The 16,493-nt window shown below is 60.0% G+C and carries 14 protein-coding genes and 1 pseudogene; 14 read left to right on the forward strand and 1 reads right to left on the reverse strand.

Translation table 11 applies throughout. The features are described 5' to 3' along the window. A pseudogene (locus ACFTOW_RS04235) lies at window positions 1–429 on the reverse strand (IS1634 family transposase); the annotation flags it as partial. 191 nt (window positions 430–620) lie between these two features. Between ACFTOW_RS04235 and ACFTOW_RS04240 the strand changes: the two are divergent. From ACFTOW_RS04240 to ACFTOW_RS04305, 14 genes are all read left to right on the forward strand, one after another. Beyond that, entirely contained in the window at window positions 621–788 is a 168-nt protein-coding gene (locus tag ACFTOW_RS04240) for a hypothetical protein (RefSeq protein ID WP_379913410.1), read from the forward strand. Beyond that, window positions 742–1,479: a hypothetical protein gene (locus ACFTOW_RS19945; protein WP_465261599.1), complete on the forward strand. Its 738-nt coding sequence runs from the start codon at window positions 742–744 to the stop codon at window positions 1,477–1,479. Before ACFTOW_RS04240 ends, ACFTOW_RS19945 begins: the two co-directional genes overlap by 47 nt. Before the next feature lie 232 nt (window positions 1,480–1,711). Then, window positions 1,712–2,167, forward strand: coding sequence for a DUF2924 domain-containing protein (locus ACFTOW_RS04250; protein ID WP_379913412.1), 456 nt, complete (start codon window positions 1,712–1,714; stop codon window positions 2,165–2,167). Then, complete coding sequence (locus ACFTOW_RS04255; RefSeq protein WP_379913414.1) at window positions 2,164–3,489, forward strand: recombinase family protein; 1,326 nt, start codon at window positions 2,164–2,166, stop codon at window positions 3,487–3,489. Before ACFTOW_RS04250 ends, ACFTOW_RS04255 begins: the two co-directional genes overlap by 4 nt. Then, window positions 3,486–3,932 carry a hypothetical protein gene (locus tag ACFTOW_RS04260; protein WP_379913416.1) on the forward strand — a complete coding sequence of 149 codons (447 nt, stop codon included), beginning with the start codon at window positions 3,486–3,488 and terminating at the stop codon, window positions 3,930–3,932. The genes ACFTOW_RS04255 and ACFTOW_RS04260 overlap by 4 nt, the downstream gene beginning before the upstream one ends. A gap of 264 nt (window positions 3,933–4,196) precedes the next feature. Further along, a complete protein-coding gene (locus tag ACFTOW_RS04265; RefSeq protein WP_379913418.1) occupies window positions 4,197–5,219 on the forward strand; it encodes a DNA cytosine methyltransferase in 1,023 nt (340 codons plus the stop codon). A gap of 2 nt (window positions 5,220–5,221) precedes the next feature. Continuing rightward, window positions 5,222–6,847: an AAA family ATPase gene (locus tag ACFTOW_RS04270; protein WP_379913420.1), complete on the forward strand. Its 1,626-nt coding sequence runs from the start codon at window positions 5,222–5,224 to the stop codon at window positions 6,845–6,847. A 40-nt stretch (window positions 6,848–6,887) separates the two neighbouring features. Next, complete coding sequence (locus tag ACFTOW_RS04275) at window positions 6,888–8,147, forward strand: LlaJI family restriction endonuclease (protein WP_379913422.1); 1,260 nt, start codon at window positions 6,888–6,890, stop codon at window positions 8,145–8,147. 99 nt (window positions 8,148–8,246) lie between these two features. Further along, window positions 8,247–9,644, forward strand: a complete 1,398-nt coding sequence (locus ACFTOW_RS04280) for a hypothetical protein (RefSeq protein WP_379913424.1) — start codon at window positions 8,247–8,249, stop codon at window positions 9,642–9,644. 528 nt (window positions 9,645–10,172) lie between these two features. Then, a complete protein-coding gene (locus tag ACFTOW_RS04285) occupies window positions 10,173–10,373 on the forward strand; it encodes a helix-turn-helix transcriptional regulator (RefSeq protein ID WP_379913426.1) in 201 nt (66 codons plus the stop codon). A 168-nt stretch (window positions 10,374–10,541) separates the two neighbouring features. After that, window positions 10,542–11,402 (forward strand): WYL domain-containing protein, encoded by an 861-nt coding sequence (locus ACFTOW_RS04290; protein WP_379913428.1) that lies wholly within the window; start codon window positions 10,542–10,544, stop codon window positions 11,400–11,402. After that, window positions 11,386–13,572: a sigma-70 family RNA polymerase sigma factor gene (locus ACFTOW_RS04295; RefSeq protein WP_379913430.1), complete on the forward strand. Its 2,187-nt coding sequence runs from the start codon at window positions 11,386–11,388 to the stop codon at window positions 13,570–13,572. The genes ACFTOW_RS04290 and ACFTOW_RS04295 overlap by 17 nt, the downstream gene beginning before the upstream one ends. A gap of 40 nt (window positions 13,573–13,612) precedes the next feature. Further along, a complete protein-coding gene (locus ACFTOW_RS04300; RefSeq protein ID WP_379913432.1) occupies window positions 13,613–15,079 on the forward strand; it encodes an ATP-binding protein in 1,467 nt (488 codons plus the stop codon). After that, the gene (locus tag ACFTOW_RS04305) at window positions 15,076–16,455 is read left to right on the forward strand and encodes a hypothetical protein (protein WP_379913434.1); all 1,380 of its coding nucleotides are present in this window, start codon (window positions 15,076–15,078) and stop codon (window positions 16,453–16,455) included. Before ACFTOW_RS04300 ends, ACFTOW_RS04305 begins: the two co-directional genes overlap by 4 nt. Window positions 16,456–16,493 lie beyond the last annotated feature (38 nt).

Genomic DNA, 16,493 nt, shown 5'->3' on the forward strand with positions numbered 1-16,493 from the left:
GTCCCTGGGCATCGCGGGTATTGCAACCGTTTCGAGCCAGCGCAGACACCCCAACTTGCTCGTCGGATCACACAGACGGTTGAACACCATGGCCCGGATGAGCGCCTCGGCGTCGATCTCCCTGCGTGAGGATCGCAGCGCATAGGTCAGCGCCTTGTCGATCCCGAGTTCCCGCCAGAGTTCGTGGAGCGCAAAGACATCCCCAAAGCTGCGACCGGGCTCCTGAATGACCTCCGAGGCGGTATTCTCGGCCCGACCGACAGCTCGATTGAGCCCGTTGATGAGCGGGTCCAGCCGCTCCGGTGTGAGTTGATCGAGGCGCCCGAGATTGGCCAAGACGCGCGTCCGCACCTTGCCGTCGTCGTTTCGGAACGACTCGACCAGCTGCAGGTACTGGCGGCCTCCGGCCTTGGTGATGCGCGTATACATTATGTGCCGACGTTACTTCTGTTTCTGTCCGTCTGCAATGGACTTTTATGGCATAGCGTGTGACGACATGGTTCGAGTTTTTCGCCATCCGGACGGGGCCTAACCCATTGAAGAACCGAAAGTGGGAAAATCTGGCCGTCAAAATCAGCCCCCGAACTGTCGAAGTTCGGATGTCCGTTTCCCGCCTATAGATGACCGACACCCACACCACCGCCGACATTCATCAGGAGAAGGTATTCGAGGCGCATACCGCCAAGCACCAGACCGCCGTCGTCTTCCACCACCACAGGCCACCGGCAAAGGAGACCCATCATGGCTCAGCCGACTCTGATCCCGAATTGCGACGGCGCAAGATTTGAATCGCTGCCGCTCGACACCCCCCGCAACCGCTGCCTCCTCGCGCTCGACCTCGGCACCTCGACCGGCTGGGCGATCCGCGGCAATGACGGGCTGATCACCAGCGGCACCGTCTCGCTGCGTCCCGGCCGCTTCGACGGCGGTGGCATGCGCTACCTGCGCTTCACGAACTGGCTGACCGAGATCGACCGGCTGTCCGGTCCTGTAGCCGCCATCTGGTTCGAGGAAGTCCGCCGCCACGCGGGCACCGACGCGAGCCACATCTACGGCGGTCTCATGGCCACGCTGACCGCATGGGCCGAACTGCGCGGCGTGCCCTACGAGGGCGTCCCGGTCGGCACAATCACGGGCATCGCCAAGTTCCGCGATGCGGTGCAGATCGCCGCGCAGCCCCTCGGGATAGCTGTCTTCGGCGCCGGTCAGCAGCTTCTCCAGCGCCTCGCGGGCGGCATCCTCCTCCTGGTCCAGCAGGTCGACGGAGAAGCCCTTGTACTTGCCCGCATGTCGCGCCAGCAGCGGCTTCATCAGGGCGAGATCGATGGTCTTGACGAACCGGGGGTTCACGAACTTCTTCAAATTGCCGGCCACGACGAATCCCCTTTCCTGCAAGACAAGTGTTCTTGCTACGTTCTTTCGTGCGATTCTTCAACCATTGCGGGATCGGCTGGGACGCTTTCCGACATCGACGAGTAGAGGCCAGAGGAGACGACCGCTCCGAGGCCCGCATGAAACGCCCTAATCCGCTCCCGCCCGACCAGATGACCCCCGCAGAACGCCGCGCCGAGCTGTGCGGCCTGCTGGCGCTCGGGCTGGTTCGGTTGCGGATGCGGGACGCGGGCGAAGTATCTGACAATACTGGAGAACGTTGCCTACACTATCCGCCAGACCAATGCCGTCATGCAACTCCAACACACCGGAGAAATGCATGAACAAACCCGATCCCATCCCCGCGCGCCTGGCCGCGCTCAAGACCACGCCGACGCCCGACCTGAAGAAACAGTGGCGCGACCTGTTCGACAGCGAGCCGCCGCCGTTCAACCGCCGCTATCTCGAAAGCCGTATCGCCTATCGCATCCAGGAACTGGCCTATGGCGGGCTGAAGCTTGAGACAATCCGGCGGCTGGAACGGCTTGGCGAGGAACTGGACGGCGGGGACAAGAGGAAGCGCGGCATCCGCGCCGATCGCGACCGCCCGATCACCGGCACACGGCTGCTGCGCGAATGGCAGGGTGTCGAGCAAATCGTCACCGTCACCGCCGACGGCTTCGAATGGCAGGGGCGGCCCTACAAATCGCTGTCGGCCATCGCGCGGGCCATCACCGGGACGCGGTGGAACGGCTGGGTTTTCTTCGGGCTAAAGAACCACAGGGGGCGGACGTGACAAAGCCGCTGGAAAAATCAAAGGTCGTCCGCAAGCTGCGCTGCGCGGTCTACACCCGGAAATCCTCCGAGGAAGGGCTGGAGCAGGAGTTCAATAGCCTGCACGCTCAACGCGAGGCATGCGAGGCTTACATCGCCAGCCAACGCTCCGAGGGCTGGGTGCTGGTCCGCGATCAGTACGACGACGGCGGGATCTCCGGTGGCACGCTGGAACGTCCCGGGTTGAAGCGGCTGCTGGAGGACATCGAGGACGGGCTGGTCGACGTGGTCGTGGTCTACAAGATCGACCGCCTCAGTCGCTCGCTCGCGGATTTCGCCAAGCTGGTCGAGGTGTTCGACGGAAATAGCGTGACGTTCGTTTCGGTCACGCAATCGTTCAACACCACTACATCGATGGGGCGACTGACGCTGAACATCCTGCTCTCATTCGCGCAGTTCGAGCGCGAGGTGACGGCCGAACGCATTCGCGACAAGGTCGCGGCATCTCGCCGGAAGGGCATGTGGATGGGCGGGGTGCCGCCCTACGGCTACCGCGTCGAGAACCGGAAGCTGGTGGTTGACGAGGACGGCGCCTCGCATGTCCACTGGATCTTCGCCCGCTTCCTCGAGATCGGGTCCTGCACGGAACTGGCGCGGGAGGTCGGCACGCGCGGCATCCGCACCCCGCGCGGGAACAGGATCGACAAGAAGTACGTCTATCGGATGCTCAGCAACCGCGCCTACATCGGCGAGGCGGTCCACAAGGGCGATAGCTACCCCGGCGAGCACGACGCGATCATCGACCGCGAGACTTGGGACAAGGTTCGCGCCATCCTCCAGGAGAGCCCGCGCAAGCGCGCCGCGCGCACGCGCGCCGACACGCCCGCGCTGCTGAAGGGGCTGCTGTTCGGTCCCGATGGCGCCGCGTTCTCACCGACGCATACCCGCAAGGGCGACAGGCTCTACCGCTACTATGTGAGCCAGACCGTGCTGAAGCATGGTGCTGGTTCGTGTCCGGTCGGCCGCGTGCCTGCGGGCGAGATCGAGGGCGCCGTCATAGACCAGCTCCGCGCCGTGTTCCGCCAGCCGGAGATCGTTGCGGGGACGTGGAAGGCGGCGCGCGTCCATGCCGACGACATCACCGAGGCCGACGCCCGTGCGGCTCTGCAGCAGTTCGATCCGCTTTGGGACGAGCTTTTCCCCGCCGAGCAGGCCCGCATCGTGGCGCTGCTGGTCGAGCGGGTGGACATCGGCACGGATGGGCTCAACGTCCGGCTCCGGATCGATGGCCTTGGCGACCTCGCGCGCGAGATGCAGGCCAGCGATATCGGAGAAGCTGCATGACCCGCGCGACGTCGATCCCCGAGACGGTGACGCTTCACGTTCCGTTCCGCGTCGTGAAGCGCGGCGGGCGGAAGGAAATGCAGCTGCCAGAGGGCGCTACCCAGCCGCGGCGCCCGGACAGCGTGCTGGTCAAGGCTCTGGCCCGTGCCTTCCGCTGGAAACGCATGCTGGAGTCAGGCGAGTTCGCCACAATCGCCGAACTCGCCGAGCGCGAGGGGATCGCACCCTCCTACATGACACGCGTCCTGCGGCTGACACTGCTCGCGCCCGACATCGTCGAGGCGATCCTGGACGGGAAGCAGGGGCCGGAGGTAACGCTGGCGCGGATGATGGAGCCGTTTCCGGCAAACTGGAGCACCTACGGCTGGGCCCACGCCGAGCAGAACCTTTGTGGCGCTGCCGCCCCACAACGAGAACCATCTCTCTACCAAACGGGTGACTGAACCTATACAGCACCGACGGCTTCGACATGGATGAAGGCCCTCAGCGAACGAGCGCGGCAGCCTCTAGATGTGGTAGTTTCTTGCTGCATCGCCCACGATATGCGTCTAGGGTGAGGAAGATGATAAGTATGAGTCTCCTTCCACGGGAGTGCGATTCGTGAAAATCGGGGGCAGCCCTTGCATCAAGGCGATGAACACATCAGACAAAACAAAAGCCTCCGGCACCAAGGACGGCAATAGAGGAGCAGAACATTGGTCAAATGCGTGAGTATCTTTTCAGGGGCCGGCGGTCTGGACATCGGAGCGATCAATGCCGGTGCGCAAATTGTCGTCTGCGTTGAGAACGATCCCGACGCTGCCCAAACTCTGCGACTCAATAATATTGGCGGCCATCAATCGGCGGTTTTGGAAAAGAGCGTAGAAACGGTCGACTTCACGCACTGGCGCGACGACTCGGAGACCATCCTTATTGGCGGCCCACCGTGCCAACCCTTTTCAAAGAATGGATATTGGGTCAAAAACGACAACCGTCTTATTGCGGGGGATCCTCGCAACATGCTCGGGCAGTACCTCCGTGCTGTTAGCGAACTGCAGCCGACAGGGTTCCTATTTGAAAACGTCGAGAGCATAAGACATCCGACAAATATAGCTGTGTTTGAGCGTTTTTTGCACGACGCGGAGGCTATGGGTTACGCGTGCACAGTATATCGCGCAAATTCTGCCGATTTCGGCGTCCCGCAAAAGAGGAAGCGGGTGTTTGTATTCGGAATTCGGGGAGCCAAGAATCCTATCCCGCATCCACACAAAACGCACAGCGACCCGGGAAAGCCGGAACTTATGAACGGCTTCGCTCCTCATGTCGGAGTCGGATCGTTCATAAAAAAATACTCCGGTCAGCGATACGCAGAGCCTCAAGAGGATGCCTCTAACGGCACATATTATCATGAACTCATCCACGTTCCGGCAGGAAAGAATTACATCGCTCTTTCCGGACTAGACAATTACAGCGGACGCACCTTTCGGGCAGGAGGGCGCTTCTGGAACTTTCTGCAGAAGCTTCATCCAGAAGAGCCAGCAATCACGATTGCTGCTCAGCCGGGCCCATGGGTCGGTCCGTTCCACTGGGACAATCGTCGCCTTCGCGTTCCCGAGGTCGCGGCAATCCAGACATTTCCAGACGACTATAAGTTTGCGGGCAACCGCCGATCGATCCAGAAGCAGATCGGAAATGCCGTACCGTGCCTATTGGGCGAGGTGATGGTCCGCCACCTGCTTGAGAAGCTGTAAACATGGCAAAGATTAGTAAGCAAGCAACTGCGGATGGGCAGATCGTTGATGACTATGACCCCAGCCACCCGACAATGCAGCAACGAGAAGACGTACTGCGAGACGGCTTTTCAGCGCGGGGCTGGGCAATTACCAACATGGCCTCAGACGAACAGAAAAAGCTGACAGTTATGGAGGTTGCGTGCGGCAATCGATCATACAAACTAAATGTGTTTGTTTTTCCGAACCTTGCCTATGCAAGCCGACATGTAGAGGAGAAACGTATTCAGCTCAGCCGCGACTATGCTGAACACAAGCGCGAGTTTGAATTGCCAAACACGGGACCGGAGCGGTGTCTGCTGCTCGGCATGTATATTCGTGACGGCAAGACGGTGGTCTCGGCCTGGGATGCAAGCGCCTATCGTGATCACAAGCAGCCCAGCAGTTGCTATGTGCGTGTACCGGCATTGGCAGACGCTATGCGGAATGGTTTTGGCCAGTCCATAGACGGTAAGGATCGGCTGGTTTGTTGCTTTCAACCCGACCTTCTCGCGTACTACCTTGAGAATATGCGCGACCTTCATGATCGCGTCTTGGTGGATCAGAACTTAATCAAAAAGTCGCTTGACGGTGAACCCCAGGAGATAGCAACGAGCAAAGAAGGGCAGCCTACCGACACGTTGGGCGCGCCCCCTAACCCAATTGCGGCCGAACTTCCTCGCAACCGCATCCTTTACGGTGCGCCCGGCACCGGAAAGAGCCATAAACTCGATGTCGAGGTTGGAACCTACTTCGGCGCTGACGATTTGAATGAGCGCGTAACGTTCCACCCGGATTATACTTACGGCCAGTTTGTGGGAGCATACCGACCGGTTCCGATCTATCGCGAAGGAACCGTCCCGCTTTTGGCGGCTGACAGGGTTACTGATGCTGGAAAATTTGAGCCGCTGATAGATTATGCTTTCGCGCCCGGCCCATTTCTTCGCCTGCTCGTTCGCGCATTAAAGAACCCCGAACATAATTTCGTGCTAATTATCGAAGAACTGAATCGCGCAAACGCGCCAGCTGTTTTCGGTGAAGTATTCCAGCTCCTCGACCGCGACAATGGCGGAAATGGCAAGTTCCCAGTAGTGATGCCAACTGAAGCATGCGACTATCTTCGCTCTCACGGCTTGCCCGTGTCGGTGCGCCTTCCAGCGAACCTTTACTTATGGGCGACCATGAACAGTGCCGACCAGGGCGTCATGCCCTTAGACGCCGCCTTCAAGCGTCGCTGGACTTTCGAATATGTCGCTTTGAATGCGTCCGAAGATGTAACCGCAAGTTGGATGGTTCACTTGAACTTCCTAGGAGGAAGCGTGCCATGGAATGTCTTTCGAGCGGCAATAAATGATCACCTTCGGAAAAGAGATATTCCCGAAGATCGACTTCTCGGACCATTTTTTATGCGCGAGGAGGAACTGACGAACGCCCAATCCTTTAAAAACAAGCTACTTCTGTATCTGCGTGATGACGTGGTGCGGCACAATCCTGAGGCGCTATTCAGGGGTTCTTCGCTGAGTTACGGCGCACTCGCGGATGCATATGATAGGGGCGAGCAAATTTTTGCCGAGGGGATGCAGTTCGGTGCGGTCGACAAGGCGATTTGAAGTCCTAACCGAAGAAGAGGTGCTGCCTCCTGCACGGCTTATGGAACTGTTTCCTGATCCGGAAATGAGGAGAACGTTGATCCAGAACGGGGTGCTTACTCCGGATAAAAACGGAGCGTTACGCGTGCGTTTCGTTGGTGTCGCTGTCGCTGGTGGTTGCTCAATCCAAATATTGCCGAAGATTTTTTCTGCGTCGCAAGGTAGTGTCACATCCACCATGCGCCAGGTCGTTCGCGCTTTGCGCCGATATGCACGTTGGCAGCCGCAGCACAGAGACGAGGCGCCATTTCTTGACCCTATGGCGGCTCATACTGAACTTAATGCGCTCGCACTCGCCGACTGGCTCATTCGAGACTACCACAACGTCGGGATTTATCGTCGTCTCCGCGAGCGGGAGGTATTCGGCGGAAATGGGCAAGTCAACTGGCGCCGTACAATTGAGCGCACTGTACCCGTGTTGTCTTCGGGGCGCCCGGTATACGTTGAGACCATCTCGCGGTCGGCCACGAGGGACCATGATTACTTCGTAAGTCGGCTTCATCGGCAGATCGTTGAGACCGCCGCGCGCACATTCGGACACCTTCTAGGCTTCGGACCTCTCAACCTTGACCATGAGCCATACGAACCTTTCGGCGAAATGCCGGCGCTTTCACTCTGTCAGGTACGCGTTAGGCAGGAGATGCAGGACGCGTTCTCTGATCGAGCAATGCAGCTTTTGCCGATGCTGCTCGCGTGGTTGGTCGCGATCGACAAGGCCGAGAATGCCGACCTTGCCCTATATGGCACGAACGCGTTCTATGATGTTTGGGAGAAGGTTTGCGCGCAAGCGCTAGGAAATGAGCGCGACCAATGGCAGGGGTACATACCCCGTCCGACGTGGTGTTCCACAGAAGGGCACGAGCAAGCGGCCGATACCTTCCAGCCGGATATAGTTACTCGTATCAAGGACGGTGCGGTTGAGCATCTGGTTATAGCCGACGCCAAATACTATCGGTTGTCCATGCCGCCGTATCTTCAAGGCCAGCCAGGCGTGAACGATGTCGCCAAGCAACTCTGGTATGAGCGATGCCTTGTCGGTGCCGCGCGCGACCGTGGCCTTTCTCGGATATACAACTTCTTCGTTGTTCCAGGCCCCGAGCGCGAGGAGGGCTTCTGGTGGGACGGCCAAGTTGATCTTCCCGGGCTACCCGAGACGACGGTGAAGGTGATGCGGCTGTCCGCCTTGCAGGCACTCGTTCGCTATGGCGATGGAGTTCCCCACGACGCAGGCCACATCAGGGCTGTCGTGATGGCGGCATAGTATGGTGCGCGACAGAAGGTTTGCCTTGAACAAAAAGAGAACATGTGCCACTCACTGCGTAGCGTTTGCGGATGAGAGCGGCGAAAACAGGAAAAGATGATGGACGGATCGACGCCCGCACAGTGGATATCTCGGCATGACCAAGACGGGTGGCTCGGCGCGATCGACCGGGCAATCTTGGCGGCGGAGGCGGCGGAACTTGAACTGTCTCGCCATGGCGGCAATGATCCGTCGCAGCAGCGCAAGGCAAGTGGATCCTACTACACGCCTTCCGACGTGGCAGGCCACTTCTGGGACCTGTTCTTCCGACTCCACCGTATCCGAGACCTGCGTTCGCTTCTTGCTTTCGTGGCTACCTCGGACCTTGTGGAGCCATCGGCTGGCTCCGGGATGTTTGTGTTCAGCTTTCTTCGGAAAGCGGCGCAGCTAGGGGCTACCCCAGAGAGCCTCGCTGGCGTGCGCTTTCACGTCGTGGACATCAACCTGGCAGCGTTGCGGTTCTTCTCTGAGCGATTGCGCGAGGTTGAGGATGCGGCAGGTGTACGCTTTGACGGTATCCGCCTGGTTCAAAGCGATTTTCTCGCGTGGGCGAAGACGGGCACCACCACAAATGTCGTTTTCGCGGGGAACCCACCGTTCGTCACCAACCCGCGCGGTTCCCGCTGGAAAAATCTGTATGCAGACTTCTTGGAGGCGATGCTGACGTACGAGGATTTGAAGGGTGTGAGTTTGATCCTCCCTCTCTCGATATGCTTCAGTCGCGACTATTCCGACCTGCGAGTCCTAATCCGGTCGGCCGGGATGGGCATCAGCGCATCCAGCTACGACAACATCCCCGACTGCCTCTTCAAAGCCGGTAAGCCAGACAGCACCAATACGAACCGGGCGAATAGTCAACGTTGCACAATACTAAATCTTGGAGGCCCTGATCCGTCGGTCCGGGAGGCGTCCCCCCTGCAAAGATGGCCTGCAGCAGAACGTGCCTCGATACTATCTAGCACACCCGTATTCCGCGCTTTCAGCGACCGTGATGCCAGCGGACAAATACCTAGGCCCGCGTCGGAGACGCTAGTCGACTATATGCGCGGAACGGCTGGTGCGCGCCCACTTCGTACGTTTTTGTCCAACGCAGGACGCGTGGCATTTGCGGTTGGGGGCGTCGCGCGCAACTACATCGGCATTAGGGACCATAACGTCGCTACGCCCGGCAGCATCCCAATCAAGGTTGCATCCGGCGATGCAAGTGCACTGGTCCTGCAGGTTCTTTCCTCCAAGCTCTTCTTTGACTACTGGCAAACCTACGGAGATGGGTTTCATGTAACCGTTAATCTTATTGAACGGTTTCCCGTGACGTCTGCGTTGGAAGAAGATTGCATGCGCAACCGAGACAGGACCCGCAAAGTTTGGGCCGATCGTGCCGCCTACGCGAAAGAGAAGCTAAACTCGGGTCGGGTCGTTCGCTCCTACGATTTCCGTGCAGCGTTCGAAGAGGCGTAAGCAAGTTGTACTCAGGAGAGGCTGGTCATTTCGTTGGCATGGTCAAGAAGCCTCCATCGACGTCCTGGTATAGGGGCCAACCTCGCCGGTTGGCCTCGTGGTCGAACCCTTAATCCGATTTCAGTTCCATTTGGTGAACGCCCCTGAAATCGACGTGTTCAGCGGGACGCCTCGTAAAACGCTGTTTTATCAAGTGCTTGCCAAAAATTCACCGAAATGGCGCAGGCAACAGGTCCGGAGAATATCGCCCCTGAGAGACCGCTTTCGGGCCTGCTGGCGCAGAGGCCAGTGCTCAGCCGCACCCGCATAACCCTCGAAAACAACGGAAAAATCCGGCCGGAGCCGGATGGGAAGAACGCTTTCGCGAGGGCAAGTGGCGGAGGGGATGGGCCTGATATCCAACCTTCTCCGCCTTTGCGCCAACAACCACGAGCTTGGTGAAAGTTTGTAACCTGCTGACTTAAATATCATTTTCTGAAACGCCTTCGTTTCTCTGCGACCGAGTGTGTCGAGCGAAAGGAGACGAAGATGCGAGAAATCCGCCTAAATCAGACCGAGCTGGCAGCTCGGTGGAAGATAAGTCCGAGAACTCTTGAGCGATGGCGTTGGGTGGGGGAATGCCCCCATTACCTGAAAATCGGCGGGCGAGTGATTTACAGGATGGAAGACGTGGAGGCGTACGAACGCGAAATTCTGCGAGCAGCTGGGGAGGAGAGCACCCGCAGTTAGCCAGAACACACCACACCATCCGCCTCGCCGGGGGGGATTACCGGAGCAGAAGGTACAGCTGCCGCAAGCATTTGCATTGCCAGATGATGATCCCCCGGCTAGCCTGATGTAGACCCAGAAAATGGGCGCGCATAGTTACGATGCGCATCAGGGGGCTGGGAGGCCGCGGTGGACAACGAGAGGTCTGAACTTCGCTGGGGAGTCGAGCAGCGTCTCGAGTTCATCGAGTTCCGCCTGTTCTGGGAGGGACATGTGAACCGCAGCGACCTGATGGACCAGTTCGGGGTCTCGGTGAACCAGGCGTCCACTGACCTGAACCGTTACATCGGCTTCGCACCCGACAACATGGTCTACGACAAGAGCGCGCGGACCTACGTCCGTGGCCCCGAGTTCAAGCCCCGTTTTCTCGAACCCGACGCAAGCCGCTACCTCGCCCAGCTTCGGTCGGTGGCGGACGGGATCCTCGACCGCGAGGACTCCTGGATCGCCGATCTCCCACCCTACGCCTCAGCCCCGACCCCGGTGCGCGGCGTCAATCCGGTGACGCTCCGCTCCGTGGTCGGCGCCATACGCCGGTCCGAGGCGATCGAGGTGAAGTACCAGTCCCTGTCCAGTCCGGAGCCGCGCTGGCGCTGGATCGCTCCGCACGCCATCGGGTTCGACGGGTTCCGCTGGCACACACGGGCGTTCTGCCTGACCGACGAAGCCTTCAAGGACTTCCTGCTCTCGCGAATGCTCGAGATTCGAGAGTGTCGGGAAAGCGATGTGTCCGCGATGGACGACCGCGACTGGAATACTGAAGCCACTCTGGAAATCGGGCCCCACCCCGCCCTTTCCGAAACCCAGGCCAAGGTCATCGCGCTCGACTACGGGATGCGTGGCGGCAAGGCGAAGATCAAGGTCCGACGTGCCCTGGTGTACTACGCGCTGAGACGTCTCGGCCTCGACACTGATCCCGCCGCGAGGAAGCCACAAGACCAGCAGATCATACTTCTCAACAGGGAGGTCATTCATGAAGATCATGGATAGACTGTCCCGCATCTTCGGCAGTCGCGACCAGGCGACGAGCGAACCGGAAAGCCATGTTCTTGGCCCTTTCGAGATCCGGCTGATCGCCGAAGGGAAGCTCGAGCGGCTCGCCGATTTTGCGGCATCCTCCCGCCTCCACGCGGCCGACCCTAAGGGAGATACGCCGCTCCACCTTGCCGCGCGCATGGGCAATCTGGCCGTCTGCGATCTCTTCATTCGGTCGGGTGCCGACCCCAGTGCACTGAACCACGACCGACAGACACCTGCGGATGTGGCATTTGCCGAAGGTCACGGTCTCGCTGCGCAGCTTCTGTCTTCGCTTGTTGCGGGGTCTCCGGAGACGGAAACGGAGACGGTCGGCGAGCGCGAGGTTTCACTTGTGGTCGAGGATGTCGTCACCGGGCCCGATGGAGTTCCGGAGCATCGTGTCGCCGTTTCTCAGGAGACGGAGCCAACCGATAGGACCGACAACCTTGATGACCTGCTGACTTTCGAAGCTGAGGCAGAACCAGAGGAATTCTTCGATCAGTACGCGGGCGATACGGCATCGGGGACATTCGTTGCGCTCGTCAGTTCGTCACCCGTGGTTTCGGATGACGAGGACGGGGATTGGGATCTCGACCTTTCACAAGCACCAATTTCCGGAGAGGGCATCGGCTCCAGTGCCGCTGCGGCCGCCGATCACGGTGCAGAGAGTGACTTCCTGCAGGTCCGCAACCGCGGCCGACAATCGATCAAACGAGCGGTCGTCCAGACCGGCACGCGGATGTCGATCGACCGAGATCTCTGCTTCACCTGGGCAGAGGAGATTCTGGCAAAGGGTCGGTGCTCCCTCGACGATATCGACCGCCTGGTCGCCCATTGCGAAGGGAATGGTGATCTCGAGGAACTGCGCATCAATCTCCAGCGCAACCTGGAAGCAGCTGGCTTCGATCTCGCTCAAGCGACGGGGCATGATGCCGACCCCTGGGACGCCGTCTCGGACACGTCGTCCGATGACCTTGCTGACGCGATAGAGGCAGCCCTTACGCGTCGGACGCGGCTTCCCGGCACACAGCGCTTCGTCATGGACAAATCAGAAGAGCTGCAGTTGCTGGAGCCAATGATGCGGGCCAAGCAGGAACTCCAGCTGGGCATCCTAGCCTCCGAGACCGCCGTCGAAACGATCCTCGACGTCATGGACCGCATCCGCGACGGTTCGCGAGACCCCGGCTCAGTCTCCCTGAGAACCATTATTCCCTCGCGACCGGGCCATGCGGAGACGTCCGAAGTAATGGCCGCCGCGGACGCCCTGAGGTCGTGGCACACTACTGGCCGGGTAATGGACGGCAAACGACGAAGAGAGGCACTTGCTGCGCTCGAGGCATTGGAACTCTCTCTCGCATTCCACAAGGAGTTGGTCCGCAGACTGGAGCAGTTCCCAGCGTGCCAAGCCGAAGCCAGTCAGCTGGAAGCCGAAATTCTGATCTCCGAATCCGCTACCGAACACCTTATCCGCGAGCACCTGCCTTACGTGCGGCGGTTTGCCTCGCGGAATGTGGAGGAAGGCGAGGATCCAGAGGACGTCTTCCAAGTGGCGTTCATGGGTCTGCAGCGTTCCACAAGGCGATTTGATCCCGAACGTGGTTATCGCTTCCTCATCTACGCCACTTACTGGATGCGACAGGCCATCATGCGATGGCGCGCTGATGAAGGCGCGGCGATCCGCATCCCCGTGCATCGGAACGAGAAGGTCACCAAGCTTGATCGCGCCCTCGACAGGCTGGACGTTCGGGTCGGCGGTGCCGTTTCCGACCTCGATCTCGCCGAAGAGCTGGAATGGGCAATCGACGAGGTCAGACAGTTCCGCGGCATCCCGCGTGAAGCCGAATATCCCGCAAGCCTCGACGACTGGGACAACCTGCTGCCCGAACCTCCAGAAGTGGATGTCTTCGACCAGGCAGAAACCGAAAGGATCGTGACAGACGCACTGGCTGATCTGCCAGAACGTCAGGCTGACGTGATCCGGATGCGCTTTGGTATCGGGCGCGATTCCGACATGACCCTCGAGGAAATCGGTCAGATCTACGGCGTGACGCGCGAGCGCATTCGCCAAATAGAAGCGAAAGGCCTCGATCGTCTTTCCCATCCGGGTCGCAAGCGTCGGCTCCAGGAATTGCTGGGGATGTGACGGGATGGGTGTAAGAAATGCTCCTCCTCATGCCGGGTCGATGCTCGAGTCCCTTCGTGGACTCGGCTACGCGCCTCCCACCGCACTTGCCGATCTGGTCGACAATTCAATCGCCGCAAATGCGCGCGACGTCGCCGTTCATCTTGAGTGGGCCGGTCCAGAGAGCTGGGTAAGAATCGTCGATGAAGGTGAAGGCATGGACGACGCGGCTCTGGAGGCCGGCATGCGCCTTGGCGCTCGCGATCCGAGGGCTGAACGCGCCGCCACTGACCTTGGGCGCTTCGGGCTGGGCCTGAAGACGGCCAGCTTCTCTCAGGCTCGTCGCCTGACCGTCGCCAGTCGGAAGGAAGGTGGACCGGTCGTCTGCTTGCGCTGGGACCTCGATCTTATCGGTCAGGAACCCGGGGCCGATTGGCCGCTCTTCGAGGGGCCGGCGCCGGGATCAGAGCATCTGCTCGCGCCGCTGAACGAGATGGCCCACGGCACCGTCGTGCTCTGGGAGAAACTGGACCGCATCGTGACCGATGGCTTCACGGGCACCGACATGATCGAGCTCGCCGATCGCGTGGAAGCGCATCTTGCAATGACCTTTCACCGGCTCCTCGATGGCCAACTGCCCATGCTGCGCCTGACTCTTAATGGCAGAGGATTGAAGCCTTGGGATCCGTACCTCATCGGTCATCCCGGCAAGGCGCTCGAAAGCCCCGAGTATCGGATCCTCCACACCACCGGTGTGACCGTGCAATGCCACGTCCTTCCGCATCGCGACATGCTCAAGCCTGCCGAACAGGAAGCGGCGGCGGGGCCCGGAGGATGGACGCAACAGGAGGGCTTCTACGTCTACCGCAACAAGCGTCTCCTTCTCGCTGGGGGTTGGCTTGGCCTCGGCGATGGCGGCAAGCCATGGCCGCGCGATGAAGCTCACAGGCTCGCTCGTATCCGGCTCGACATACCGAACAGCGCGGATGCCGATTGGAAGATCAATGTCCTGAAATCGACGGCCAGCCCCCCGGTGCGCCTGCGATCCCAGCTTCATCGTCTCGCAACAGAAACACGCGACACGGCGCGGCGGGTCTTCGCCCACCGGGGACACGTGACCCCAGCCTCAGGCACGCGCCCGAACGCAGTCGCCGAAGCCTGGCAAGTGCGGCGTTCGGCACAAGGAACGTCTTACCGGATCGCTCGTGACCATGATCTTGTCGCCTCGATCCTCGATCGCGCCGGGCCACTCAAGCCCGACATCCTCGCTCTTCTGAGGCTGATCGAGGAGACAGTGCCCGTGCAGCGTATCTGGCTGGATACGGCGGAAGACAAGGAGACGCCGAGAACTGGTTTCGCCGGAGCGGCTGACAACGAGGTGATGGAGACCCTGTCCTCGATGTTTGAAGCACTGGTGAAGTTCCGCGGGCTCAGCCCGACCGAGGCGCGCGAGCGGCTCGGTCGCACGCCCCCATTCGACCGGCACCTCGACTTGGTTGCAGCCCTTGAAGCGAAAGACACGCAATGACGATTTCAAACCAGAAGGCCTTCGATTCAATCCTTTCCATGGCCCAGAACATGCTCCGCCTTGCTGCGGAACGCGCTCAGAGCCCTGTAACTCCGGAAATGATCGAGAAGGAGCTGACCAAGCTGTCGATCATGATGGAGGACGATTTCGCCCTTGTTGATCGGGACGCGCTCGTTGACGAACTGATCCGCCGGTCAAGCCGCACGGTGGGCGAGAACGCCACCCTGTCGAGCGGTGAGGACCATGTTGCCTGGCTTGATGCAGAAAGAAAGAAGGGCTGGACCTATTGGCAGCGCTACTCGGAGTACATGGAAGCGCGCATCCCCTGGACAGCCCTCGACGCGCTCGACGTCGCCACTGACGAAGTCCTCTCACAGCTCGAGGACCCGACCCGGGAAGGTGCCTGGGATCGTCGCGGACTGGTCGTTGGCCACGTTCAGTCGGGGAAGACAGGCAATTATACCGGACTGATCTGCAAGGCCGCCGACGCTGGATACAAGATCATCATCGTGCTCGCCGGCCTGCACAACAACCTCAGAGCACAGACCCAGATCCGCCTGGACGAGGGGTTTCTCGGTTTTGCCACCATCGCGGATGCTGACGAGCTCCCAGCAGTTGGGGTCGGACTGATCGACAAGGACATGTCGGTCCGTCCCAATGCTGCAACGAATCGGAGCGACAAGGGCGACTTCAACACGGCCGTTGCCGCGAAGATGAACATCAGCCCGGAACAGCGACCGTGGTTGTTCGTCGTCAAGAAGAACAAGACGGTGCTGGAGCGCCTGCTGCACTGGATCCGCAACCGTGTGGCCAATCACGTCGACCCCGAAACAGGTCGCAAACTCGTCACCAACCTGCCTCTCATGGTGATAGACGACGAGTCCGATCACGGATCTGTCGACACCGGTGAAGATGTCGTGGACGAGTTCGGCAACCCGGATCTCGAACACGAGCCCAAGACGATCAACAGGTTGATCCGGTCGATCCTCCACCATTTCTCGCGGAAGGCTTATGTCGGCTACACGGCGACGCCTTTCGCGAACATCTTCATTCATGACCGCGGCGAGACGCAGGAACACGGACCGGATCTCTTCCCGGCAGCCTTCATCACCAGCCTTGCGGCGCCATCGAACTACGTCGGACCAGGTCGCGTCTTCGGATCGGCTTCCAGCACGCCCGAAGACCTGCCCCTGGTGCGCCCGCTGTCGGACGAAGAGTTCCAGCCGTGGATGCCGCCACGACACAAGAACGGCTACCGGCCGCGATGGCAGGGAGAGGATCGTGTGCCGGACTCGCTCGCAGAAGCGATCCGCTCCTTCGTCTATGCCTGTGCTGTGAATCGGCATGCAAAAGTGACCCACTTGGGTGGGTTATGATCATCTAAAACTGACCCACCTGCATTGTTAACATCCGT

This window comes from Lacimonas salitolerans, assembly GCF_042677865.1.
Lineage (GTDB): Bacteria > Pseudomonadota > Alphaproteobacteria > Rhodobacterales > Rhodobacteraceae > Lutimaribacter > Lutimaribacter salitolerans.